22 protein-coding genes and 1 other RNA gene are annotated in these 26,537 nt (G+C 36.7%); 15 read left to right on the forward strand and 8 right to left on the reverse strand.

Annotated elements, in window-relative coordinates:
• Positions 1 to 27: 27 nt before the first annotated feature.
• From IQ237_RS20325 to IQ237_RS20335, 3 genes are all read right to left on the reverse strand, one after another.
• The gene (locus tag IQ237_RS20325; RefSeq protein ID WP_194058484.1) at positions 28 to 1,224 is read right to left on the reverse strand and encodes a class I SAM-dependent methyltransferase; all 1,197 of its coding nucleotides are present in this window, start codon (positions 1,222 to 1,224) and stop codon (positions 28 to 30) included.
• Between the two features lie 24 nt (positions 1,225 to 1,248).
• Positions 1,249 to 1,803, reverse strand: coding sequence for a GAF domain-containing protein (locus tag IQ237_RS20330; protein ID WP_375539914.1), 555 nt, complete (start codon positions 1,801 to 1,803; stop codon positions 1,249 to 1,251).
• 349 nt (positions 1,804 to 2,152) lie between these two features.
• On the reverse strand, positions 2,153 to 3,337 hold the full coding sequence (locus IQ237_RS20335; protein ID WP_194058486.1) for an NAD(P)H-quinone oxidoreductase subunit H: 1,185 nt from the start codon (positions 3,335 to 3,337) through the stop codon (positions 2,153 to 2,155).
• Positions 3,338 to 3,665: 328 nt separating this feature from the next.
• On the opposite strand from IQ237_RS20335, the gene IQ237_RS20340 reads away from it, so the two are divergent.
• From IQ237_RS20340 to rsmH, 5 genes are all read left to right on the forward strand, one after another.
• The gene (locus IQ237_RS20340) at positions 3,666 to 6,959 is read left to right on the forward strand and encodes a type ISP restriction/modification enzyme (protein ID WP_228020532.1); all 3,294 of its coding nucleotides are present in this window, start codon (positions 3,666 to 3,668) and stop codon (positions 6,957 to 6,959) included.
• Positions 6,960 to 6,980: 21 nt separating this feature from the next.
• Positions 6,981 to 7,775, forward strand: a complete 795-nt coding sequence (locus tag IQ237_RS20345; protein ID WP_194058488.1) for an Rpn family recombination-promoting nuclease/putative transposase — start codon at positions 6,981 to 6,983, stop codon at positions 7,773 to 7,775.
• Between the two features lie 239 nt (positions 7,776 to 8,014).
• The gene (locus IQ237_RS20350) at positions 8,015 to 8,245 is read left to right on the forward strand and encodes a hypothetical protein (RefSeq protein WP_194058490.1); all 231 of its coding nucleotides are present in this window, start codon (positions 8,015 to 8,017) and stop codon (positions 8,243 to 8,245) included.
• A 2-nt stretch (positions 8,246 to 8,247) separates the two neighbouring features.
• Entirely contained in the window at positions 8,248 to 8,703 is a 456-nt protein-coding gene (locus IQ237_RS20355; protein ID WP_194058492.1) for an HNH endonuclease, read from the forward strand.
• A gap of 43 nt (positions 8,704 to 8,746) precedes the next feature.
• Positions 8,747 to 9,655 (forward strand): 16S rRNA (cytosine(1402)-N(4))-methyltransferase RsmH, encoded by a 909-nt coding sequence (gene rsmH / locus IQ237_RS20360; RefSeq protein ID WP_194058554.1) that lies wholly within the window; start codon positions 8,747 to 8,749, stop codon positions 9,653 to 9,655.
• 158 nt (positions 9,656 to 9,813) lie between these two features.
• Here the strand turns inward: rsmH and ssrS are convergent.
• The 3 genes from ssrS to IQ237_RS20375 all read right to left on the reverse strand — a co-directional run bounded on the left by ssrS (position 9,814) and on the right by IQ237_RS20375 (position 11,745).
• Positions 9,814 to 9,997: non-coding RNA, 6S RNA (gene ssrS, locus IQ237_RS20365), on the reverse strand.
• Positions 9,998 to 10,102: 105 nt separating this feature from the next.
• Positions 10,103 to 11,257 (reverse strand): 5-(carboxyamino)imidazole ribonucleotide synthase, encoded by a 1,155-nt coding sequence (locus tag IQ237_RS20370; protein ID WP_194058556.1) that lies wholly within the window; start codon positions 11,255 to 11,257, stop codon positions 10,103 to 10,105.
• Positions 11,254 to 11,745, reverse strand: coding sequence for a pentapeptide repeat-containing protein (locus tag IQ237_RS20375; protein WP_194058558.1), 492 nt, complete (start codon positions 11,743 to 11,745; stop codon positions 11,254 to 11,256). Before IQ237_RS20375 ends, IQ237_RS20370 begins: the two co-directional genes overlap by 4 nt.
• Before the next feature lie 427 nt (positions 11,746 to 12,172).
• Here IQ237_RS20375 and IQ237_RS20380 point away from each other — a divergent pair, with 427 nt between their 5' ends.
• Positions 12,173 to 12,496 (forward strand): hypothetical protein, encoded by a 324-nt coding sequence (locus IQ237_RS20380; RefSeq protein ID WP_194058494.1) that lies wholly within the window; start codon positions 12,173 to 12,175, stop codon positions 12,494 to 12,496.
• A 197-nt stretch (positions 12,497 to 12,693) separates the two neighbouring features.
• On the opposite strand, the gene IQ237_RS20385 is transcribed toward IQ237_RS20380, so the two are convergent.
• Complete coding sequence (locus IQ237_RS20385; protein WP_194058496.1) at positions 12,694 to 14,598, reverse strand: GTPase family protein; 1,905 nt, start codon at positions 14,596 to 14,598, stop codon at positions 12,694 to 12,696.
• Between the two features lie 130 nt (positions 14,599 to 14,728).
• Between IQ237_RS20385 and IQ237_RS20390 the strand changes: the two genes are divergently transcribed.
• The 4 genes from IQ237_RS20390 to IQ237_RS20405 all read left to right on the forward strand — a co-directional run bounded on the left by IQ237_RS20390 (position 14,729) and on the right by IQ237_RS20405 (position 18,046).
• Complete coding sequence (locus IQ237_RS20390; protein WP_194058498.1) at positions 14,729 to 15,223, forward strand: deaminase domain-containing protein; 495 nt, start codon at positions 14,729 to 14,731, stop codon at positions 15,221 to 15,223.
• 55 nt (positions 15,224 to 15,278) lie between these two features.
• A complete protein-coding gene (locus IQ237_RS20395; protein ID WP_194058500.1) occupies positions 15,279 to 16,163 on the forward strand; it encodes a hypothetical protein in 885 nt (294 codons plus the stop codon).
• A 23-nt stretch (positions 16,164 to 16,186) separates the two neighbouring features.
• Complete coding sequence (locus IQ237_RS20400) at positions 16,187 to 16,594, forward strand: hypothetical protein (RefSeq protein WP_194058502.1); 408 nt, start codon at positions 16,187 to 16,189, stop codon at positions 16,592 to 16,594.
• A 579-nt stretch (positions 16,595 to 17,173) separates the two neighbouring features.
• On the forward strand, positions 17,174 to 18,046 hold the full coding sequence (locus IQ237_RS20405) for an SDR family oxidoreductase (RefSeq protein WP_194058504.1): 873 nt from the start codon (positions 17,174 to 17,176) through the stop codon (positions 18,044 to 18,046).
• Positions 18,047 to 18,250: 204 nt separating this feature from the next.
• On the opposite strand, the gene IQ237_RS20410 is transcribed toward IQ237_RS20405, so the two are convergent.
• A complete protein-coding gene (locus tag IQ237_RS20410; RefSeq protein WP_194058506.1) occupies positions 18,251 to 18,829 on the reverse strand; it encodes a hypothetical protein in 579 nt (192 codons plus the stop codon).
• Positions 18,830 to 18,883: 54 nt separating this feature from the next.
• On the opposite strand from IQ237_RS20410, the gene IQ237_RS20415 reads away from it, so the two are divergent.
• From IQ237_RS20415 to IQ237_RS20435, 5 genes are all read left to right on the forward strand, one after another.
• A complete protein-coding gene (locus IQ237_RS20415) occupies positions 18,884 to 20,389 on the forward strand; it encodes a glycosyl hydrolase family 57 (protein ID WP_194058508.1) in 1,506 nt (501 codons plus the stop codon).
• Between the two features lie 215 nt (positions 20,390 to 20,604).
• Entirely contained in the window at positions 20,605 to 21,663 is a 1,059-nt protein-coding gene (locus IQ237_RS20420; protein ID WP_194058510.1) for a permease, read from the forward strand.
• Between the two features lie 73 nt (positions 21,664 to 21,736).
• Positions 21,737 to 22,513 carry a TIGR03943 family putative permease subunit gene (locus IQ237_RS20425; protein ID WP_194058512.1) on the forward strand — a complete coding sequence of 259 codons (777 nt, stop codon included), beginning with the start codon at positions 21,737 to 21,739 and terminating at the stop codon, positions 22,511 to 22,513.
• Positions 22,514 to 22,743: 230 nt separating this feature from the next.
• Entirely contained in the window at positions 22,744 to 24,243 is a 1,500-nt protein-coding gene (locus IQ237_RS20430) for an Ig-like domain-containing protein (protein ID WP_194058560.1), read from the forward strand.
• Positions 24,244 to 24,914: 671 nt separating this feature from the next.
• Positions 24,915 to 26,537, forward strand: coding sequence for a hypothetical protein (locus IQ237_RS20435; protein WP_194058514.1), 1,623 nt, complete (start codon positions 24,915 to 24,917; stop codon positions 26,535 to 26,537).

The following is a 26,537-nucleotide window of genomic DNA, read 5'->3' on the forward strand; positions in this document are numbered from 1 at the left end:
GATTAATAGCCCAATGCCCAATGCCCTCTACTCTGGTATGGTTAATCCCTTGAGCGATCGCTGGCTTTGTGCTTCTGTCAGTCCCTTGCTTTGCACGAGAACCCCAAAGTTACCTATTCCCGTTGGATCTATCAGTTGGTGTAGTGCTTCCCGGCGTTTGAGTAGTTGTGATATGGATTGTTGTTGATAGGAAAGGGCGGCTATTCTTTCTCCTAAACCCAAGGCCATCAAAAATAAACCTTGTTGTGTCCAACCCACTTGATTTAAACCGCATCTTTTTCCCCATTTTTCTAAAGCTGTAAAGTCAACATGGGCGGTGATATCTTGTTTTCCAATGTTGATGTATGGGTTATTATGATGTCGATGTTGGTAGTAGCACTGTAGAGTACCTTGCGATCGCCTGGGATGATAATAACGACTTGCAGGGTAGCCATAATCAATTGTTAGCACAAACCCTCGCTGCAAGCAGTCAGCCACTATACCCAACCAATCCAAAGCTGCTAAATTAATTTCACTGCGATAACCTTCTTCATAAGCATTTTGGCTGATATCAATCCCCACTAACTCTAAATATTCTGCTAACTGCGGTGTGGATGCTTCCCCAACCACTTCGATAAATTCAATATTTGACCTCTCCCCTAACTCCTCTCCTTTTGGTTTCTGGGAAGTAGTGACATAAATTTCCTGTAATTTCCCATCCTGTAAAATAAACTGATGCACTGGGAAAGCATCAATTAATTCATTAGAAAAAAAGCAACCTATGATTGAGTTAGGTGTGATTTCTTCTAAGTTTAACCAGCGCACAGAAAATTCCTGTAATTTTCGTTGTTGTTCCTGTCTTAAACTGGGTGATTTCTCAATAATAATATATTCTATGACATCAAAAAAGTCTGAATAATTAATTTTTAGATAATTGAGAATTTGGGAAGCTAAAAGACCTATTCCTGCTCCCATTTCTACCAGATAAAAAGATTGTGGTCTATCTAAATTTTCCCACATTTGGTAAAATTGAATAGCCAGTAATTCACCAAAATCATCACATAAACTCGATGAAGTAAAAAAATCACCACCTTGAAAACCTATGTTTACTGCATGACTGGAATAATAGCCTTGTTCTGGGTGATATAACACCAGATCCATATATTCAGCAAAGGTAATGCGTTTTTGGGGACTAGCAGTAATAGAACAGGCTATAGCTTGATACAGTGCAGGGTTGAAATCCATAAAATATCAACAATTTAACTTTCTTTAACTCTCTAAAATCTTAGAGTTTGTTGCTAAAGTTTGCGCCCCTTTTTGCATAATTTCTATATCTGTTTTTGACCATACACGAGCATTATGACAGTGATGAGCTACCAGCAGACCCCATAAACCTCTGGAAATGACAATTGGTACAACTAAGTTAGCACGTACTTGGATACTACGCAGAAAATCTTGATGACAAGGATGGATAGGTTCTAATTCAATATCAGCGATCGCTCTTATTCTTCCATCTAAATACAAAGTCGCATATTCATCATTAAAGCAATTATCTGCTCCCTTTGAACCTAAAATTGATAATTTTTTTGAACTTAAAGATTCAAAAGTTACTTGACCGTGCCATTGCTCGTAGAAATAATAAATAACTACGCGGTCAACCTGTAATGCTTCTCTAATTTGATTTACGGTTTTGCGGATTAAATTATCTCGATTGATCTTTTTTATCAGACGATCAAGTAGAGTGTGTAACCCCTTTTCAATATGTTGTTGGTGCTGATGTTGATTCTGAATACTTTCGCATCGAGCTTGAGAATGTATATGCACAGGTTTCAGGTAAAAACTACATAAAAATTGTGTTGATTTATATAGTAGCTTATCAGCGAGTTGAGAGAAAATAATTAATTTACAAATTCAAGAATTTTTATAATTATAAATTCTTCTATTTAGATATTTTTTACAAAACATTAAAATTAAAAAATATTTTTGAACAAAAATAAAAATTTATTGATAAAAAATCATTTTTTTAATTTTTCTCAATTTTCAGTTATAATTTTTTGTAAAAATTTAAATTTCTTAATATTTAGAGATAAAAAAATAAAAATATAGAGATGCAATAAAACACATCTCTATATATAAAATAAATATCAAACTATTTATGACGTAATGGGGAAGCTTATCTATCCACAGAACCCATAATTACGTCAATACTACCGAGAATAACCACAACATCTGCTACCTTCATACCACGTAACAAAGAGGGGAGAATTTGCAGGTTATTGAAGTCTGCGGGGCGAATTTTCCACCGCCAGGGGAAGACATTATTATCACCTACTAAATAAATTCCCAGTTCACCCTTACCGCTTTCTACACGGGAGTAAATTTCACCAGAGGGAATTTTGAAAGTGGGAGCGACTTTTTTGGCAACATACTGATAATCAAACGCATCCCATTCTGATTTTGGTCCAGCCATCATCCGTTTAGCTTCCAGGTTTTCATAGGGACCACCGGGTAAACCTTTGATAGCTTGTCTGATGATTTTCACAGATTCACGCATTTCCCGCATCCGCACCATGTAACGAGCGAGACAATCACCTGCGGTTTCCCACTGTACATCCCAGTCGAAATCGTCGTAACATTCGTAATGGTCAACTTTCCGCAAGTCCCATTTCACCCCAGAACCGCGTAACATTGGACCAGAAAGACCCCAGTTAATCGCTTCTTCACGGGTAATAGTCCCAATACCTTCGATACGACGGCGGAAAATAGGGTTATTGGTAACTAAGCGTTCATACTCATCTACCTTGGGTAAAAAGTAATCACAGAAATCTTCACACTTATCTACCCAACCATAGGGTAAGTCAACAGCTACACCACCGACACGGAAATAGTTATTATTTACCATGCGATAACCTGTAGCAGCTTCCCACAGATCATAAATCATTTCCCGTTCCCGGAACTGGTAGAAGAAGGGAGTTTGAGCGCCTACGTCCGCAAGGAAGGGACCAAACCATAATAAGTGGTTAGCGATGCGGTTTAGTTCCAGCATAATTACACGGATGTAACTAGCGCGTTTGGGAACTGTAATACCTGCTAATTTTTCTGGTGCATTGACTGTCACCGCTTCGTTAAACATCCCCGCAGCGTAGTCCCAACGGCTAACATAGGGAACATACATAACGGTGGAACGGTTTTCGGCGATTTTTTCCATCCCCCGGTGTAGATAACCAATGACTGGTTCGCAGTCAACGACATCTTCACCGTCTAAGGTCATAATTAATCTCAGAACCCCGTGCATTGAAGGGTGGTGAGGACCCATGTTTAGCACCATTGGTTCAGTGCGGGTTTCTATTCTACTCATAGATTTGGTGTTCTCCCGTTGTCAACAGTTTGTATTGAACCGCCAAGATGCTAACAAGATACGATTTACCGCATCTGCTAATTTTCAGCTTGTCAGGATAGCAGGTTTGGAGTTGTACTTGATGTTTTATTTTGTCTAGCTTCTTCAATTATTATAGGGATCTGGTGATTTAAGGAATTGTGAGTCTGGTTTTTTTATTTTCTCTTTGGTTGTGGGGTGGGGGGAATTTTTGACGGGTGGTGTTGTTTGCATCTAAGTTTTGTTAAGGTTTGGGTAGTTTTGCTGGTTTTTAGATATATTTATTTTATGGTTGGGCTAATTAATTTTTATGGCTCACGCAAAGACGCAAAGGCGCAAAGTAAGAGAAGCAAGAGTTTTTATTATGAATTATTTACAGGTTTATATTCAAGAAGTTAGTCAAGTTTATCAAAGTCAAAATGCTACTGAGCATAGTTATCGTCCTGCTTTGAAGAAGTTAATTGAGTCTTTGGATTCGGGGATTCAAGCTATTAATGAACCGAAAAGAATTGCTTGCGGTGCGCCTGATTTTGTGGTAAAAAATGGTGTTTTGGAAGTTGGGTATATTGAGGCTAAGGATATTGGTGTTTCTCTCAAGAAGGTGGAAAAAACTGCTCAAATGCTTCGTTATTTTGATGCTTTGGGTAATTTGATTTTAACTGATTATTTGGAGTTTCGTTGGTATGTCCAAGGTGAGTTAAAGTTATCTGCTTCTTTGGGAACTATTGATAAACAGAAAAAAATCAAAGTTGATAAATCAGGAATACAGGAATTTGAGCAACTTTTCCGGCAGTTTCTATTAACTAAAGTTCCCCAAGTTACTACACCCAAGGATTTAGCTAAACGGATGGCTGGTTTAGCTCAATTAATTAGGGATGCGATTAAAACGGCGTTAAATGATGTTGATCAGGGGGGTATGTTACGTCAACAGTTAGAATCTTTTGAACGGGTGTTAATTAAGGGTTTAACTGGTGAACAATTTGCGGATATGTATGCTCAAACTATTTGTTATGGTTTGTTTGCAGCTAGATGTAATACTGATAATGTGCAGACTTTTTCACGGGAAACGGCAGCTTTTAAGTTACCAAAAACTAATCCTTTTTTAAGAAGTATTTTTGGACAAATTGCGGGTCCTGATTTAGATGAGCGAATTACTTGGGCGGTTGATACTTTAGCGAATATTCTGCAACAAACAGACATGGCGGAAATTCTTAAAGATTTTGGTAAACGTACCCGTATGGAAGATCCTGTTGTTCATTTTTATGAGACTTTTTTGGCGGAATATGATTCAAAAATGCGGGAGTCAAGAGGGGTTTATTATACTCCTGAACCTGTGGTTAATTATATCATTAAAAGTGTGGATTATGTGCTAAAAAATAAGTTTAATATTAGTAAGGGTTTAGCTGATTATAAAAAAATTAAAATTCCTAATCCTCAAGGTGAGGGAACTGTGGAAACTCATCAAGTTTTAATTCTCGATCCTGCTGTGGGTACAGGAACTTTTATGTATAGTATTGTTGATTATATTTATGATAGTTTTAAATCTAAAAAAGGGATGTGGTCTAGTTATGTGAGTGAGCATTTATTACCCCGGTTATTTGGGTTTGAATTATTAATTTCTCCCTATACTGTAGCACATATTAAATTAGGTTTACAATTGCGAGAATTAGGTTATGATTTTAGTTCCGATGAACGGTTAAGGATTTATTTAACTAATACTTTACAAGAGTCTTTTCAACTAGAAGATCAGATTATTAGTTTTGGTTCTCGCATTAAAGAAGAAGCAGAAGCAGCAAAGGAAATTAAACAAGAAAGTCCAGTTATGGTAATTATTGGTAATCCTCCCTATTCTGGACATTCTGTGAATACAGGTGATTGGATTAAAAATCTTTTAAATGGTAAGGATACTATTTATAATAGTAGCACAGATAGTTATTTTGAAGTAGATGGAAAATCTTTAGGTGAGAGAAATCCTAAATGGTTAAATGATGATTATGTGAAATTTATTCGTTTTGGTCAGTGGAGAATTGAACAAACAGGTTATGGGGTTTTAGCTTTTATTACTAATCATGGATATTTAGATAATCCCACTTTTAGAGGTATGCGTCAAAGTTTGATGAAAACTTTTGATGAAATTTATGTTTTAGATTTACATGGTAATAGTAAGAAAAAAGAAGTTTGTCCTGATGGTTCACCGGATAAAAATGTTTTTGATATTCAGCAAGGTGTAGCGATTGGAATTTTTATTAAATATCAAACTAAAGAAAAAAATAGTCAAAAAGAATTAGCAAAGGTTTATCATGCTGATTTATGGGGTTCTAGAGAAGTTTATGAAAATAAACAATTAGTTGGTGGTAAGTATCATTGGTTAGCTGAAAATGATTTACAATCTACTCATTGGGAAAAGTTAGAACCAAATACACCATTTTATTTATTTAAGACTCAAAATAATGATTTAAGGATGGAATATGATAAAGCCTGGAAAATTAACGAAATAATGAGCGTTAATGTTTTAGGTTTTCAAACCCATAGAGATCATTTTGCTATTGATTATCATGAAGAAAGCATTACTCAAAAAGTTAGAGAAATGAGAGAAGATAATTTATATAATCAAGATTTTGCTAACAAATATAATATCAAAGATAATCGAGATTGGCAATTAGATAAAGCTCGTAAATTAATTCGTTCGGATAATCAATGGAAAGACAAGATAATTAGCTGTTTGTACCGTCCTTTTGATTGGCGTTATTGTTATTTTAGTTATGTGACAATGGACTATCCTAGAAGAGAATTAATCGATCATGTTTTTAGAAAAGATAATTTGTGTTTAGGTTTAGGTCGTCAGGGAATAGCTGTTAATGATCCTATGTGGTCATTAATATCAATTGCAGATCAACCGATGGACGCTAATATTTTTAGAAGAGGTGGAGTTAATATTTTCCCTCTCTATCTTTACCCAATAGATAAAGGAACTCTAATTGATGCTACACCAACTAACACACCAGGAGGACGGAGACCGAATTTATCCCCAGAGTTTATTACTGAATTTTCCCAAAAATTAAGTTTAGAATTTATTGTTGATGGAAAAGGGAATCAAAAACAAACCTTTGGACCAGAGGATATTTTTAATTACATTTACGCTGTTTTCCATTCTCCTACTTACCGTCAACGCTATGCTGAATTTTTAAAGATTGATTTTCCCCGTCTTCCTCTAACTTCTAATTCTGCGCTTTTTTGGCAGTTGGTAGCAAAAGGTGATAAATTAGTACAATTACATTTAATGAAAATCACAGGAACAGAAATTTCAACTTATCCTATTGCGGGTTCTAATATTGTGGAACAGGTCAAATATAATGAAAATAATCAACAAATTTGGATCAACTCTGAACAGTATTTTGATCAAGTTCCTCCGCAAATCTGGAATTTTTATATAGGTGGTTATCAAGTTTGTCAAAAGTGGTTAAAAGATAGGAAAGGAAGAGAGTTAAATTTTGATGATTTGACGCATTATCAAAATATTATTTCTATCATATCGGAGACAATTAATATTATGGGAAATGTTGATAAAATTATTACTGGATATGGGGGTTTTCCGTTAGAATAAGGATTAATATAACAACAAGATATGAAAACAGACACGATATTTTACACACTACTGCAAAATCTCCCTAGTGTTTTATTTGAACTACTAGAAAAGTCACCAACATTGGCTTTACACTACGAATTTTCCTCTGTGGAAATCAAAGAATTAGCCCGAAGAATAGATGGGTTATTTTTACCCAAACCAGAATACCTACAAGATCCGATTTATTTTGTAGAAGTACAATTCCAAAATGATGATAATTTATACTGGCGATTAATTACAGAAGCATTTCTGTACTTAAACCAATATAAACCTCAAAGAACATGGCAAGCGGTTGTATTATGGGCAAATCGGGATCTTGATCCTGGAATACCTTTAGCATATCAAAGTTTACTCACTGCTGGGCTAATCCATGTGATTTATCTAGATGAAATAGTTGATACATCATCTTCAATAGGTTTAGGAATTATTAAATTAGTAGTTTCTCCTGAAGAGGAAGCTATTCAACAAGCAAAAACTTTGATCAACCAAGTGAATAAAGCAGATGCGGACAAGAGTCGAAATCTTTTAGAATTAGTAGAAAGAATGTTAGTTTACAAATTCTCATCCTATAGCCGTCAGGAGTTAGAAGCAATGCTTGGATTAACAGAATGGCAAAAAACCCGATTTTATCAAGAAATTGAGGAACACACGAAGTTAAAAGTAGAGTTGGAAACGAAGTTAAAAACCATTCCTAGACTGTTAAATGAGGGACTAACTGTAGAACAAATTGCGCGTATACTTGAGTTAGATATCGAGGCTGTAAAACAAGCAATTACAAAGCAAAATAATAAATAGACATTGGATGAATAAATCAGGGTGTGATACACCCTGATGAGTTTCTTCATAGAATTTTTATCACTAAAGATGGTGCGTTACGTTATCACTAACGCACCCTACTAACTATAAATATTATGAGAGATATTGATAAAATTATTGTAGGTTATGGGGGTTTGCCGTTAGAATGATATAATATAGATATCGGACTTCTTGAAGAAATCTAGTATTTGAATCAATAGTAAATTCAGTAGATATTTATGAAAGAATTAATGAAACAGCCTTCATCTTGGCTACCCAATGGAATAAACCTGAATCTTGCAGATCAATTTCGTCCTTTTTCTTTTACAGAAGATTTACAAGTTCGTTTAGAAGAACTTTTAGAAAAGAATAAAGAAAATTTGCTAAATTCTGATGAAAAAGCCGAGTTAGCTGGTTTATTAGAATTAGAAAGGATTTTTAGTTATATTAACGCTAAACTGGCTTCTTAATTGTGGTTATTAAAAATTTTGTTCGTCTCAATGTCCGCAAAAGGGCAAAATATTTGTGTGAATATTGTCACTCACCAGAAAGATCAAATGCAACACCATTTACCATTGATCATATTATTCCTCAATCTCTTGGAGGATCAGATGATATTGAAAATCTAGCTTTGGCTTGTCATCGTTGTAACCAAAGACGGTATAATTTTACAACTGCTATTGATCCAGAAACACAAGTAGAATTACCATTATTTAATCCTAGAAATCAAAATTGGTCTGATCATTTCGCTTGGACAAAAAATGGGTTAAATATTATTGGTCAAACTCCCATAGGTCGTGCAACTTGTGATAAATTTGATTTTAATGATCAAAATCATGATGATGGATTTATCATTAATTCTCGTCAGCTTTGGTTACAAGCAGGTTGGCATCCTCCCATTGATGATCCCTATGAAGAAGATGGATAAATATTTACGATTTTTAAATTAATAGTATGACTCACAAATAATGATGCAATCAGATTTACAAACTCCCCTAGATTTAGATGAATTTACTTTCTCCCATATTCCTGTTCTCAGTCAGGAAGTAATTACAGGTTTAAATATTCAACCAAATGGCTATTATTTAGATTTAACAGTTGGTGGTGGTGGCCATAGTCGGTTAATATTAGAAAGTGCTGAAAATACAAAAATTACAGCAGTTGATCAAGATTTAGATGCTTTAAAAGCAGCACAAGAAAATTTAACAGAGTTTGGAAATAGGGTGAATTTTATTCATCGCAATTTTGCTAATTTTCAATTTCCTGCAAATACTTATGATGGCATTTTAGCAGATTTGGGGGTGAGTTCATATCATTTAGATAACCCAGAAAGAGGTTTTAGTTTTAGAAATACTGCTAATTTAGATATGCGAATGAATCAGCAACAATCTTTAAGTGCTGCTGATATAATTAATGAATGGGATGAACAAGAATTAGCGGATATTTTCTTTAAATATGGTGAGGAAAGACTTTCTCGGAAAATAGCTAGAAGAATTATAGAAAAGCGTCCTTTTCAAACTACCACAGAATTAGCAAATGAGATATTCTATTCTGTTCCTCCTAAATATCGTCATGGAAGAATACACCCTGCAACTCGCGTTTTTCAATCTTTAAGAATTGCGGTTAATGATGAGTTAAAAGTATTGGAAACTTTGATAGAAAAAGCACCTCAAAGTTTAGTTACTGGGGGAAAAATTGCTATTATCAGTTTTCACAGTTTAGAGGATAGAATAGTCAAACATGGTTTAAGAAACTCGGAGTTATTGAGAATATTGACAAAAAAACCGATTATTGCAACAGAAGAGGAAATAAAAAATAACCCGCGTTCTCGTTCTGCTAAATTGAGAATAGCAGAAAGAAAAAACCCAGTAGATGAGTAAAATAAAAATCTTGTGGTAAAAATCTTGTAGTCAAAATCTTGTAGTCAAAATCTTGTGGCACGGGCATCTTGCCCGTTATAATAATAATAAATAATAATATCCCCAACTTATTCAAGAAGTCGGGGATCTGAAATGTTTTTAGTTTTTAAAAACTTTTTGAGTTCACCACAACGCCGTTTTACCTAAGTTTATGACCTGGGTAAACCAGGTGGGAACGGGTGTTGCTTGTTTAAAGTTTCCGAGTACAAGCTCGGTTTACTGCCACAAGAACGAATTGGTTCCCTTTTCGTTAAAGACATAGATCAAAAAACTTGAGGGCAGTCACCAACGTCGTAGTGCAACTAATTCATTATAACTGTGAAAACCGATTTGTGTAGAGGGGGGTGAAAATTTTTTTGTGATTCAGTTGTCAGTCATTTTTCAACCATCTTCCCTGTCACCTGTCACCTAACCAGGATACCATATAGATTCTATGGTTTGGATGATAGACTCCATAGCATCTCGGTTTTGCTGTTCTAATAATACTGTGATATGTCCGAGTTTGCGACCGGGACGAGATTCGCTTTTACCGTACCAGTGCAGGTAAGCATGGGGAATATCTGCTAGTTTTTGACGCTTTTGTGAATAATCATTTTGTGAGTTTTCATACCCTAGCAGGTTGACCATCACGGCAGCAGAACAATGTAAACTTGTATCCGTCAAAGATAACCCAGCAACTGCTCTCAGGTGTTGTTCAAACTGGGAAGTTGTACAAGCATCTAGGGAAAAATGTCCAGAGTTATGAGTTCTGGGTGCAATTTCGTTAATGAGTATTTTACCATCAGCGGTGATAAATAACTCAATGCCAAAAACGCCGACTACATCTAAGCTATTTAATATTGTATGAGCGATCGCATTAATTTCTGCTGCTTGTTCGGGAGTAATATCCGCTGGTGCAATAACTCGACGACAAACTTGTTGTTCTTGTTGGGTTTCCACCACTGGATAAGTGACTATTTCCCCAGTCACAGAACGCGCTGCAATTATAGCTAATTCTTTGGTAAAAGGGACAAAAGCTTCTACTAAGAATTGTGTATTACTTGCATTAACTACTTTTGACAAAGTAGCCAAATCATGGATAATAAAAGTCCCCTGTCCATCATAACCATGTCGTCTGGCTTTGAGAACGACAGGAAACCCTAAATATTCTATTTTTGAAGCTATATTTGAAGCTATATTTTCAGAAATTTCTGATTTTTCAATAGCGAAAAAATGGGGAACTGGTAAACCTAAATCCCGAAAATAGCATCGTTGATGATATTTATCTAATAAAGGAGATAAAGCTGCTAACCTGGGACGGAAACAAACACCTTTATTCTCTAACAAAGATAAAGCATCTAAGTTAACAAATTCATTTTCAAAGGTGATGACATCGCATTTTGTAGCTAAAATTGCCGTTGCTGCTGCATCATCAACTGCGGCAAAAATGGCATCCTTCGCAATAGATACAGCGGGATCATTTTTGCTAGGAGTTTGTACTATTAATTCTAATCCTAGTTTTTTCGATCCATCCCCCATCATCCAGGCCAGTTGTCCACCACCAATTATACCAATACGCTTTATCGACATCCCAAAGACTCACGAGTATTAACACCTGTTTTAGAATTGACACCATTAGCTTTTTGACATAGCTCTTTAATTTGCGCTCTATCTAAAATTGCATCACTAAAGTCCGCACCTTCGATGTTAACATCAGTAAAAACAGAACGCAGCAAAATAGCTTCTAACAAAACGGCATCACTTAAATCAGCCCCATTTAATTTTACTTCATTAACCATCGCATTGGTTAAATCTGCTCCATGTAAATTTGCTTGTGTCATCACCGAAGCACTCAAAACTGCACCCCGCAAGTCAGCACCAGCAAAGTTAGCCATTTCTAAGTTAGCGTTAGAAAACTCCGCAGCTTGTAAATTTTGTCCTGAAAAGTCATGTCTTCCCAACTCTGCATTACTAAATGATAAGGGATGAGTCCAGTCTACTGCCAGTGCTGGAAATGCCACACACCAGATCATAACCGCTAAAAGCAATGCTAAACCTTTTCGCAAATACATCATTTCTTAACCAATTGTAATATTTTATGTATTTCAGTTTACCTCATTCTCTTGAGAAGGATATAGGTTTTGCTTAATATTTTTTCATGTGATTTTCTTGTCTTCTGGGAAAGATGCTTTAAATTCTATCCAAAGTTTGATAAATCAATTATTCCTGAAGAAGTTAGCTAATACTCATCTTTTAATTTACATTTATTGATATTCATTAATTCAAGTAAAGTTTATTATCTTTTGTTGCCAACCATCTCTGTTCCCTGCTAGTCTGTTGACTAAGAGCAGCAACATTAACTGCTGCACTCAAATTTTCGATTAATTTAACTATTATGGAATTAGGGTTAATTCTATAGCAATCTGTTAGCTGGTTAGGAATCTCTGTTCAATCTATATTCATTGACGACTCAAACTGAAAAGTGGAATTTGTATGTTCATGATCAATCATTACTCTATCGAATGGATCGAAGCTTGGTGCATAGAAAACGGCTGGACAGATTTATTTATGGAACGTCGTGGTAACTATTGGGCATTTCCTCCTGGGGGAGTTATGCCAGAACCAATTCCGCTTCATGTTTTGAGAGTGATTAAAGAACAACATGGTTTAACAAATGATGAGTTATTTTGGTCAATAATGGCGGTATTTATTACCATTTTATCTGTGATTTATACCTTTGTTTTCAAATCTCCAATGCCTTTGGTTTTTGCTTTCGCGTTTAATGCAGTGACAGTGGCACAGCTTGAACTGGAAGATGATTAGATTATTAATTTTGGCGATTTTGGTACTTGGGAAAAACTGCTTTCTTTAACAGTGAAAAAGAGAGCAGTTATTAATTTTATTGTAAGCATTTATTAGTAATGTCACAGTGAATTGCTTATTGTATTAAATTAGAGTCAGAGACTCTATGATGGCATTCCCAGTCAGAGACTGGGAACGAGATAAAACGAGATAAAAGCTTACTCCTGACTCCTGATATAATAATTAAATCTTTCCTGCATTTGTTCAATGGTTAAATTCTGAGTCCAATATTCTATTAAAGCATGACCAAATGCCCAAGCATTAGTATCTGGGTTTCCAGAATTTTCTAACAACAAAGGCCAAAGAGATAATAAATCAAAATTGCGTGATTTTTCCCTATCTGTATTTAATAGTGGAAACAGTTCATAAGCTATCTGCAATTTACCAATAACTATGGGTAATTGTTCGACGGGAATTTTTTCTGCTAACAGATAAGCAAGGGTTGGTGAACCTGTTGATAAGGTAGAAATAAATTGCAAAACTGGACTTTTTAAAAGTGCCGTAAGTCCTTGAGTAGTTGCCATTTGAAATGTGTAATTATCAATAATTTTCGCTGCTTCGGTAATGCGAGTTTCTAAGTTGCGTAAAAAACGAGAGAGACGTAATTGTTTAGCAGGATCTATTGCTGATAATAATCCTAAAGATAATTCGTCTATATTCCAAGCATTACGACCTATTTTTACATCATTGGTAACTATGGGTACAACTAAATTAGAGAAACTTCCTAAAAGTTCATTTCTATATTCTGTCGCTTCTCTGATAGAAATTTCTTTTGGTTTATTTCCCATTTGCCAATTATAAGGAGGTTGCCATTCACGGATCGGACGCAATTTATCTACTTGGGTGACAATGGTAATAATGAGTAAATCTGCGACTTCTTTTTTAATGTCTTGGAGAAAGTCTACATCCATTTGTAAAGCGGGATCAAGTGCCGGAGTTACTAATAATAATAAATCGGCTTTTGTGGCATAATCAATCACTAAATCCCGCAAATCATCCCGTTTTACTTGTTCATAACCGGGTGTATCACAAAGGTTGAGAATTTCACCGCTTTCTGTTTGCCAATGATAGGTTTTAATTTCATCGGTGCTAGGTAAAACGTCAACTTCTGCTAGTTCACTTTGAAAAAGTGTATTAATTAAACTGCTTTTACCTGCGCCATTTCTGCCGACAATAAGAATGTTAACTGGCTTTTGTTCTACCTTTTCTGGTGGTTCTGCTTGGGTGATTAGATCCCGTAGAGTTTGGGTTTTTGTTTCTGGTAATTTGGGTGTGGGTAATTCAATTTTTGTCTCTGCATAAAGGGATATTGCTTGTTGACATAAGTTTCTCAAAGCGGTTTCTCTGATTACTTGATTCAAGTTAATTAATAATTCTTGAGAAGCGCGATTACCAACACCTTCACTTGCTTTTTTAGCTACCGCAGCGACAGGATTTAAAAACCATTGCGCGAAATTCCAGACTTTTATAAATTTGCGTGCAGATGGTTCTAATTTGCGGTAAACTTCATAAGCTTGATAAGTTTGTCCGACGGTAACTTGATTAAGAACAGGGGATAATTTCTGCATCCATTTATCCATGTCATCCACAGTACCGCGAATAAGTCCATAGACTTGGGGGATGTAAATATTTAAAAGTGGATATTTAACTTCTGGGTTATAAATTTGAGCGATCGCAATTACTAAATCTTGACATCGTTGCCAAAAAGTTTGCAAATCTTCCCAAATTGGACGATCATTTTGAGCATCATTGAGAACTTTTTGTAATGCAATTTCTATTTGTTGGGTTTTGTCTTTTCCTGTGGATATATCTATATTATTTGCGCTACTAGATTCTAATTCTTTTCTGACTTCAGCCAACACATTTTCAATTTGATTAACTGCGGGTTTTGTCCATTTTACTAACAACCATCTCCACCCTACAAATACAAGGGTAAAAATTGCCCATATCCAATTTATTCCCCAAGTGTGAATTTGCATTCCTGCGGATATGAGGAGGAAGGTAATAATAATTGCTAATGGTGAGACTAGGATGATCCATTGCCAGGTTTTTAAACGTACCATAATTTGATACCTGTGTTTTTAGTGTTTTGTTTTTGGTGTTTTGTATATTTCTATTGTGTACGCTGAATGACTGCTTTATTATTAATGTTACCAGGGAAATAACATCTTATGCTTAGGTTAAGATACTTACATGACGAATACGGAAGATAATTTCAACTATAACGATGAAAATCTGATCGAGGAGAGGTTAAAGAATTCAGCAACTTACATCAGAGATAATATTCTCAAGAAACCCATTCTTGAGCAAAAATTCCCTAAAAGTAATGTGGCAGTCGCTGAAGTACAAATAGGTGATGTAATTTTTTATTTAGGAACGCCGTCTAACAAAAAAACCCTACTTCCCATACCTATCGCAAAGTCAAAAGGAGGACAATTTGAGCCAAAACCGCACCCCCGCACCCAACAACCCACTGATGCTCATGCGGAATACAAAATATTATCCGCAATTGCAAAATATCTAGAAATGAACTACAATCTTGATGTAGAAGGGTATCTATATCTTTATACAGAGCTACACCCTTGCCCAAGTTGTGAAGATGTTATAGAGCAATTCAAGGACAAGTTTAGGAAGATAAACGTAAAAGTATTCTGGGACTACCCCGATGCGCCAAAAGTAAAATGGTAATACTGCTTAAAAAATACTCCAATTAATTAAATAATCCAAACAAAAGGAGACTTATATGATAATACAATCAATTCAAAATAGGAAATATAAACAGGAAATATTCAATACAACTCCTGAAGAATTTCAATTGTTATTTGATCAAATTCAGCAGGAACATTATGAAGAGTTATATGAAGTCGAAGCTGATGGAACTGACTCACTCCAGGATGCCTTAAAAAAAGGTTTAGAATTATTGCTTATTAACAGTGATGAAAACTTGGCTTATTGTCGTTTTCTCTGGATGACACTGATCTTAATTCTAGCTGTAGAACCTACTTTAGAATACTATGACCCTAATAATTTATTGCCAAAACAGGTGATCAATTTCATCTCATCTGTCTTGATCAATAATATTAATAATAAAATTAATACTAAGATGATTGATAATTATGTAATTGATAATTTAATAACTGAGATATTTAAATCTCATAAATCTTATTTGCAGCATAAAGAAGCAAATTTTCAGGAAATAAATGAAGCATTAGATGTTTTTTATAATGCGATTAAAGTAATTAAATATGACCAATCAGTAGAAGCAATTTTAGAAATATTAGAAGATTGCTTAGAAGGTGAGGCCATTTTTCCCGGTTCTCAAGGGAGACGGGAGTTATTTGACTGGTGGTTATTAGATGTTGTACCTGCTAGTTATAAGTTATCACCTCCTGAAATATTCTATGTAGTAGAGGGAGTAAAAAATAAAGAAGAAATTAGATTGCGTCAAACTCGGTTATTGAAAAAAATAAGCAAAAAAATCAGGTCTTCTTTACAAGATGTCATGTTAGAAGCAAAGAAATACAAAAATTATAGCTTTCCCACTCCTAGTAAAATTAGGATTACATCATCTAAAAATAGTGGTACAATACAATATAAATCAACAATTAATCAACTAGCTTATTCTTGATAGGGAGTTAAATAATAATTAGTATGAGCGAAAAACAAAACAACAACCAAGATTTAATAGGTGCATTAGTTCAATCTCTGCAAACTGGCCACTTTGAAGAAGATGAAGAAGAAATTGCTACTGAAAAAGAAAGCTATGGAGAAGAATACATAACGCAACTACAAGCAGCGTGTAAAAATTTCCTCAAAAAAGAGACTTTTCAGGTGGGACAATTAGTTAAATGGAAAGAATATCTCAAAAATAGGAAAATACCTTATAAAAATCAGCCAGCTGTTGTTGTAGAAATTTTAGAAGAACCAATTTTATCAGATGATGATGAATCTGGTAGTCCCTATTTTCGAGAAAACCTAGATATCATTTTAGGAATATTGGTGGATGATAATGTATTTCTAACTTTTTACTATGATAGTAGAAGGTTTGAATCCTACTAAAAATAGCAACTAAAGTTTAATTACCATTACATACATCCTATTGATAATCGTAGGATGTATATTTAGTATGTACATGATTAAAAATAACATCAAACAATTCAATCATCAAATTTCTATTTTTTATTATCTGCGTTTATCTGCGTTCATCCGCGTTTAATTCACTTTACAATCCTACTCCATCCAAATATCAAAGAATCAACACGGGGATCACTCTGTATTAATAAAAACTTATATTACTAAATTACCGCATATATAATATAACATTGTGAAGAATTGTTAAGAAATTCTTATTAAAAAATATTGCAATCCATTGATTTAGTTGCTAGTGTGTGTAGTGGCAACATACTGGTAAAAGCTCGGATCTAAAGAGAGGTAAAACCGATGCGCTGTATATACTCTGCCAATGAACTTCAGTTTTGAGAAAACCATCGTCAAAACGAGAAATTTCTACCTTGTCAGCAAAAGAGGGGTATTGCAGATGAGTAACAAAAAAATCTCGTGTGAATAGAATTACCATTCATCGTCTTACCCAGAGATAGGAAAAGAAAGGGAAGGCGGAAAATTTGGAGGTGAAAACCGATGAATATTCAAGGTAAAGTTGCTCTAATTACGGGGGCCTCTCGTGGCATTGGAAGAGCGATCGCATTAGAATTAGCCCAGCAAGGAGTAAAGCGGTTAATCTTGGTAGCACGCGATCTCCAAAAATTAGCCAAAGTTGCCCAAGAAATCGAAAAATTAGGAACTCAAACCACAATCATTCCTTTAGACTTAACCCAAGCAGTCAGCGTCAATATTGCGATCGCCCAAATTTGGAAAAATCACGGACCCATACACCTGTTAGTCAACTGTGCCGGGATCGCATACCAAAACTCATTTCTGCAAACCAAACTTCCCCAAGTGCAAGAAGAACTTTCCGTCAACTTATTGGGAATGTACACCCTCACAAACTTAATAGCGCGACGCATGGCCAGCCAAAAAGAGGGAACAATTGTTAACGTTTCCAGTCTCATGGGGAAAGTAGCAGCGCCAACAATGGCCACCTATTCCGCAACTAAATTTGCCATTTTAGGATTTACCCAAGCTTTGAGAAGGGAACTAGCAGAACATAACATCCGCGTTGTGGCCTTACTTCCCACCCTCACAGACACAGACATGGTGCGCGACTTAAAACTATTTCGCGGAGTCACCCCCATGACACCCCAACAAGTAGCCCAAACCCTGATCATCGGACTGCAAAAAGACAGATCAGAAATATTAGTTGGATGGCAATCTCATTTAGCAGTTTGGTGTCAAAACCTAGCCCCTTGGTTACTAGAAATAGTATTACAACTAGCAGCACCAAACAAACAACCTCAAACCAACATCATCAAGAATTTCATCACCAAAATCCAAAACTTTAACAACTCACTGTTTTCTAGAAATCGTCTAGCTTTTGGTTCAGCCCGCAAGTAATTTCATTACCCCTTCATACCAACTCTCTGAAATAAAAGCACTTAATTTTTAACTACTTGAACAATTCCTACTTTGCGAACTTTGCGAACTTTGCGGTTTATTTCAATTATGAAACAACGAACCACAAAGGACACAAAGCACACAAAGTAAAGAGAGCTTCAGAGACAGAAAAGCCCCCCTTTTTTAAGGGGGGTTAGGGGGATCTTAATTACTTTTCCTTTTCACGTAAAACCGAAAATAACCAAACCAATAAAATACATTCACAGCAACCAACAAAACCCCACCCAAATAATTTGCAATACCAGGAAATAAATAAATTGTTGCCCCCAAGACCAACAAAATTTCTACAAAAGCAGCAATGCGCCCATAATGCTTAACATCCCAATAAGAAACCGGACTGATAAAACGATAATTACTGAAGGGAAAAAAATGACGATGTGCATCATTATTATGAACAGGCAAATCTAACAAAGAGTGCAAGACCATACTAATAAAACCAACCTCAATTATTTGCCAATTTCCAAAATGGGCAATTAAAACCCCTAACAACGCTAAAGGGATCGAATGAAACGTACTCACAATAAACTGCCAAAAAGGCTGATAATAAACCTCAGACCAAATCTGCCGTTCTGGTAAACGGTAAACAAACTTCATCAAAAAATAAAACACAAATATGGGAATATCAGGAAGGATTGCACCGATGATAATAGCCGGACTTGCCTGAGTTCGTAATTGTTGATTAAAAATTACTAAATTGAGAATTGCGTGACTTGGGGTATTCATTGCTAAATATCAGGGCAAAATTGACAGTTATACCTGATTTTGGAAAAAACGAAAATGTTAAAATTACCATCTAATCTGCCCAATTTACCCGAAATAATTGATGATTTACCAAATATATCAGGTTGGGAAAAAGAAGTTCTATCTGTAGTAAACCATAATCAACCTGTATTTTTACCAACAACAAATATTAAATTAGCAGATGTAAAAGCAGTATTTGCGATCGCTCTCCATATGCACCAACCCACTATACCAGCGGGACATAATGGTTCACTGATCAGCAACCTGCAATATATGTTTGAACACCAAAACGAAGGAGACAACCACAACGCAAGACCATTTGCTTATTGTTATAGTCGCATGGGAGAATTTATTCCTGAATTAGTCCATCAAGGTTGTAATCCCCGTGTCATGTTGGATTATTCTGGTAATCTATTATGGGGACTGCAACAAATGGGAAGAAATGATATTTTAGAAAATCTCAAACGCATAACCTGTGATTCCACCTATCAACCTTATGTAGAATGGTTGGGAACAATGTGGAGTCATGCAGTCATTCCTTCCACACCCATAGCTGATATTAAACTACACATTATTGCTTGGCAACATCATTTTGCAGCAATTTTTGGATGGGAAGCACTAGCAAGAATTAAAGGATTTTCACCCCCAGAAATGCACCTTCCCAACCATCCAGATACCCTATTTGCATTTATCAAAGTCCTCAAAGAATGTGGTTATCGTTGGTTATTATTACAAGAACATACTGTAGAAACAATTGACGGTAAACCTCTAAATTATAAACATTTACCACATCGTTTAATGGCGCGAAATTCCCAAGGAGAAACAATCAGTATTACCGCCTTAATTAAAACCCAAGGATCAGATACTAAATTAGTTGCCCAAATGCAGCCATATTATGAAGCGAAAACTTTAAATAAACAACAATTAGGAGATGTTTTAATACCACCAATAGTTACTCAAATCGGTGATGGTGAAAACGGTGGTGTAATGATGAATGAATTTCCTGGCGGTTTTAAACAAGCTTGGTGGGATATGTTAGAAAATGGGGGAGGTAAAAGTGGCGTTGTCGGTGTTTGTGGTACAGAATATTTAGAATTACTAGAAGTTGCTGGTTGTCAACCAGAAGATTTTCCCCAATGTCAACCCATCGGACAACATCAAATTTGGCAGCGAATAGCTACAGATAATTATCAACCAGATGCTGTGGAAAATGCAATTCAAGAAATCAAGAAAACTAACCCTAATTTCCATGTTGACGGCGCATCATGGACAAATCATATTAGTTGGGTGCAAGGATACGAAAATGTGTTATCTCCCATGTATGAATTAAGTAATTTATTTCATGAAAAATTTGATGACTTGCTGTTAAATCCCTCAGATAAACCTGTAACTAGAGAAACCCACTACCGCCAAGTTTTATTACATAACCTCTTGTTACAAACAAGCTGTTTTCGTTATTGGGGACAAGGAGCGTGGACAGATTATGCAAAGGAAATTTACCAACGTGGTCAAAATTTACTTGAATATCCCCCTAATAAGTAATCAAACAAAATTAAATTCACTCGTTTTATGGTGAGCTGAGGTAGCAGTGTAAAATGTAAAGTTAGGTTATCGTTTAAAAAGCTGACTGCTAAAGACAGACGGCTAAATGCTGACAACGTTGCATTTGATCCCCGATTGATCCCCGTTTCTTCCTGATTTAGATAAAATGACTAGGCATAACTCCAAAATTCCCAACCACTGTTGACTGCGACATGATGATCAATCAACTGAACAATGGTTTCACCCTATTTCTGAGTCTGCTAGTTGAGGCCATGCCTTTTTTGCTGCTAGGGGTGTTATTCTCCAGTTTGCTGTTATTTTTTATTGACGAGCGCAAATTGGTAAACATAATGCCCAAAAATCCCCTGCTGGGGGCTTTATTTGGCAGTATGATCGGCTTTTTGTTTCCAGTGTGTGAGTGCGGTAACGTGCCAGTGGCACGGCGATTATTAATGCAAGGAGTACCCACACCAGTAGCCATTGGCTTTTTACTAGCAGCACCAACAATTAACCCAATTGTGATTTGGGCAACTTGGACAGCATTTAGAGATCAACCAGAAATAGTAGTGTTAAGAGTCGTATTGTCCTTAGCGATCGCTACAATTATCGGTTTTGTTTTCAGCTTCCAAAAAGATTTAAGTCCTTTCTTGCAACCGGCGATCGCACGTTATCTAAAATTTAATCCTCCCATTCAAGCCGAACCTAAACGCAAGGGAAAACGTTATCAGTTACAAGAAGAACCATCGGTTAGTCCCCTGTTACAATCAGGAACTTATATTCTCGGTGGTAAAGCAGGTATATCCACAAAGCTGGGTGGAAATTTAAACCAGGCAAATATCACAACTTCTACCCCAAATAAACCTGTTGCAGATAAACTCCGTCTAGTATTGGATAATATAGTGCAAGAATTACGGGAATTAGGCGGAGTGATGGTAGTAGGAAGTGCAATAGCAGCCGCAATTCAAGTATTAGCCCCCCGTGAACTCATCCTCAGTTTAGGTGCAGGTCCAATTACCTCAATTCTTGCCATGTTGGTACTAGCAGCAGTAGTATCAATTTGTTCCACTGTCGATTCTTTCTTCGCCCTATCTTTCGCCTCAACTTTCACCACTGGTTCATTGTTAGCATTTTTAGTATTTGGTCCGATGATTGATATCAAAGGTGTCGGATTGATGTTATCAATTTTCAAACCTAAAGCTCTATTTTATCTATTTGCTTTATCCGGACAATTAACACTTTTATTTACCTTAATTTTGAATTTGCACGTCATGTAAGCCAGTCATGTAATTTTTGTAAATTCTCCGTTATCTATGACAAATTACAACTAACATAATGACTCAATAAATAATGACTACAATCCAAAATCCAAAATCCAAAATCCAAAATCAGTTACTCCCTTGGCTAGATGTGTTAGCGATTACAGCTTGGGGAATTTTAATGCTGAAATACTGGTTCACAGGCGAACTGAATTTATTGATTCACCCAGATTTTTTTTGGTTAGTCATTTTGGGTGCTATTGGTTTACTAATCATTGGTTTTTTTAAGGGTTTACAACTTTGGAAACAACGCCGAAGGTATGAAGTACCCAATAATCAGCAGCATATAAATCTATTTCCCCCTGGTTGGAGTAGTGGGTTGCTCTTAACCACAGCAGTTTTAGGATTTATCATTACCCCCCAAGTATTTAGCTCTCAAACAGCACTAGAGCGCGGTATAACTGAACTATTGGGAGCAACACGCGCCCAACCCCAAGCCTTTCGTGCCTCCATCCGTCCAGAAGAGCGAACCCTGATAGACTGGGTACGCACACTTAACGTTTATCCAGAACCCGACGCTTATACAGGGCAAAAAGTCAAAGTCCAGGGATTTGTGATTCATCCCCCAGAATTAGATCAAAATCATTTGATATTAGCCAGATTTGTGATTACTTGTTGTGCAGCCGATGCCTATCCCGCAGGATTACCAGTTCAACTTCCAGAAAACCGCGATAAATACCCACCAGATACTTGGCTAGAAATTGAAGGACAGATGATCACAGAAAACATAGCCAATAAACGCCGATTAACCATTAAAGCTACTTCCCTCAAAGAAATACCTCAACCCAAAAATCCATATAGTTATTAGGGAATAGGTGATTGGTGATTGGTGATTGGGAAAGAAAATTTTAGATTTTAGATTTTAGATTTTAGATTTTAGATTGGAGATGACAAAAATAATCCAAAATCCAAAATCCAAAATCCTTTCATTGCATCACCAATTACCAATTACCAATCACCAATCACCAATTACCAATTACCAATTACCAATCACCAATTACCAATTACCAATCACCAATCACCAATCACCAATTACCAATGACAAAATCCTATAAATCTATCCAAGCACTAGATCGAGTTGCGATCGCCCTCATGCTGTTATTAAGTCTGCTGATTGGATTTGTGATCTGGCAAGGTGATGCAGTTAGACCAGTCGTTCGCAATTTTACTTGGCAGAATCAAAAAATCGGCGCTGAAGACACAGCTTTCACCCTCACCTTTAGTCGTCCAATGGACACCAAAAGCGTCGAGGATAATTTAAAAATCGATCCCCCACTGGCAGGTAAAATCAGTTGGGCAGGACGACGAATGGTTTACACACTCGTCACTCCAGCACCTTACGGGACTAACTATAAAGTTTCCCTAGAAGGAGCTAGAGATAAATTTTCCCAAACACAAGGCAAAAACAGGCTCATGCAAGCCTTTACAGGTAGCTTTTCTACTCGGAATCGAGCCTTAATTTACATAGGAGCTAATCAAGAAGAACAGGGAAAATTGGTACTGTATAACCTCACCCAAGAACAAAAAAAGGTACTCACCCCCAAAGACCTAATTGTTATGGACTTTGAGCCATTTCCCAACGGAGATAAAATACTTTTCTCGGCTCGCTCCTCTAAAAATCCAGACTTGCTATCAGCCCAAATTTATACAGTCACTACAGGCATTACTAGTGAACCAGGTGAACAACCAGAACCACCAGGCAAACTTGACCTGATTTTAGATAATAAAGACTATCAAAACCTCAAATTTGACCTATCTCCTGATGGACAAACAATAGTAGTCCAAAGGGGAAAAAGAGATAATCCCGGAGACTTTGGACTGTGGCAGTTGTCAACATCCAGGGACAGTTCAGGAGAAAAACCCACCCCACAACGCTTAGAAAGCCAACCCGGAGGAGACTTCCTGATTACACCAGATAGCAAAGCCGTAGCAGTTGCCCAAGGACAAGGAACAGCAATTTTATCCCTGGAAGGAGATACAACTAAACCCCTAGATTTTCTACCGCAATTTGGCTTGGTTCAAGCTTTCTCTAAAGATGGTTCCCAAGCAGCAATGGTCAAATTTAATACTGATTACACGCGGGATTTATTCTTAGTCACTAACCAAGGTGTGCAGAAACAACTATTAAAAACCACAGGTTCAATTCTCGGTTGCAATTTTGATCCTGCCTCACCCACCCTTTACTGTTTGTTAACACAGCTAGTATCACAGGAACAATACATAGAACAACCTTATTTAGTGGCGATTAACCTCAAAACCCAAGAACAAAAACCACTGTTGATGCTACCCCCCGCCCAAAGAAATGTGCAAATGAGTTTAGCACCCGATGGGTTGGCTATTTTGCTTGACCAGATAGTTCCAGTAGGAGATACGGCCACCACCCTACCAGTCAATACCTTAAAAACAGACGATGGAGAGCCGATCGCTACGAGCAGTCTGTGGTTAATGCCTCTTTTACCTATCACTGACCAAGGAAACCCCGAAATTAAGCCAGAACAACTGCCCTTAGTTGGTTTTCATCCCCTCTGGCTACCGTAAATTGGTGATTGGTGATTGGTAATTGGTAATTCAATGAAAGGATTTTGGATTTTGGATTTTGGATTGTTTTTGTCAATTCCAATCTAAGAGGTTGTTTGAAAAGTATTAGATGAAACCGATAATCTCTAGAAACCTAACCCCCCTTCCCCCCTTCCCTACAAGGGAATGGGGGTTTCAAAGCCTCTCCCCGATGCGGGGAGAGGTTTGGAGAGGGGTTTATTTATACATTAAAAACTTTTCAAACATCCTCTAAAATCTAAAATCTAAAATCTAAAATTTTCTTCCCCAGTCACCAGTCACCAGTCCCCAGTGCTTAATCAAAATTGTCAAATAAAATACTTTAAACTCTGATAATCTCTACCAAATTACAGTAGCTGAGTGCATAGGGACGGCTTGTTGACGCTCCCCGCCTTAAAAGGACGGGGATTCTTGTTTCAATAATATTTTTTAGCAACTTGGTATAACTTTTAAGAAACGTCAAGTAGGTTCACACCCTCTACCCCTGGGAAGCCAAAATAGTACACCATAGCAATCTAGACTTGTCTAAGATTTACATAGCAGTTAAACTTGGCTTCTAGAGGCAATCCTGATTACCTCGGAATCAAACATATTTGATCAGCAATGCTGCTATGAGCGTTGCTGAATATTTTTAAGCAGGTGGGTCAAGAGTGATGAATATAGGTGACACCTCAAACAATGGCACTGTGATTGAACCCCGAAATTTTGCAAATTCGCCGAAATCAGAGCAGGCGAGTTGTCCCTTTTACTCAGTTCTGCATGATGAAAATACAGCCGTGACTAATTTACCACTCCTGAACCCAGCAGATGATGTTGACGACGGGCTAAATATACAGCAGTCTGAATCTACAGTTACAGACAATTTACAAGATCATAATACCCAAAAAGATTGGATTGCAGAGCCTGACAGTGAAAAACAAGCCCTGGTAGATTCAGAATTTCAGAAGTTGTTAACCCTGAATGAAGAGTTACAAACAGCTAACGGTGATTTGTATGCTCAAGTAAAGCAGCTAAAACAAGAATTAGCTGAGGCAGAAAAGATTTTGCAGTGGCAAAAAAAACGCTCTAGTGTCACTGACTCAATGTTGAATCAACAAACTCAGGAACTAGCAACGGCTCAAGAGCAAATTCAGTCTCTTTTCCAGCAATTAGAAACGGCTGTCCAAACTGTTCAAAGTCAGGAACTGTTCATTGAAACCCATAAGGCACAGTTACAACTGAGTCAGCAAAGAATAGCCCAACTGGAAAGGGAATGTACACTGCTGCAAACTAACTACAGTGAACAATCTCAACAGCTATTACACTCAGAAAATACTTGTCGGGAATTACGTACTAGGCTAATACGCCAACAACGTCAGACTTTGCAATTTAAAGCAGCACTGGAAAAATGTCTGGATACCCCTGTCCCCAACTATGACACCCACTATGACACCAACTATGACACCCTAGAGGATACTGCCTATCATCCCCATGATCTCACTGGTGGACATAGCAGATTTTCTAGAAAAGCCAGGTCTTTGTTTCCCAATGCACAACCTATTAAACCTTGGTCTGCGGAAACCGATGCTACCCATGATACTTGTAGCACTCTACGTCAACATTTAGATAATTCCTGGCTAGAACCTTCAACTCCATGCGCTGATCAACAAGATCAACAAAATTACTCTACGTCCATTTCTGAACCTGCTGAAAAACCTTCAGCTGTGGATGATATAGAAATCCCAATACAGCGAAGTCCCCAATTAGAGGATAGTGAATCTACTGCTGAAGTTGCAGATGTTTCTTCTCCTGGAGGATCAAATTTAGATCGCCAGTTGGAAAGTCTGATCGAAATGTTTTTTGCTTCTCAGTCTGCACCCTCAACTTCACCAACCGTTAATGATACAGAAAGTCATCCAGATGATGGGCTAATCTGGGAAACCTTAGCATCAAATCTGGAGAAAAATGAGCCACTGGAAACAATCATAGAACAACCGTTAGGAACGGAAAGTCATTTCCCAGCGTTTACACTTTCATCCAGCAATGAATCACCAATAAATGCCTCCTATTCAGAAAAAGAGCAAAATATGGCAAATATTCCCGAAAATAATGATTATTGGTCAGAATTGCCAAAAGCTCATTTCACCCCAGAACCATTAGGTGAATATCACCTTGATCAAAAATCTCCTTCACCTTTGATTTATCCCCAACGTCCACCCAAGGGACGGAAATCTTTAGCATCGGTGGAACTACCAAATTTCCGCCCCAAGTCGAAAGGTCAAGAATCCAAGGACTAA

The sequence above is a fragment of the Sphaerospermopsis sp. LEGE 08334 genome, assembly GCF_015207205.1.
GTDB lineage: Bacteria > Cyanobacteriota > Cyanobacteriia > Cyanobacteriales > Nostocaceae > Sphaerospermopsis.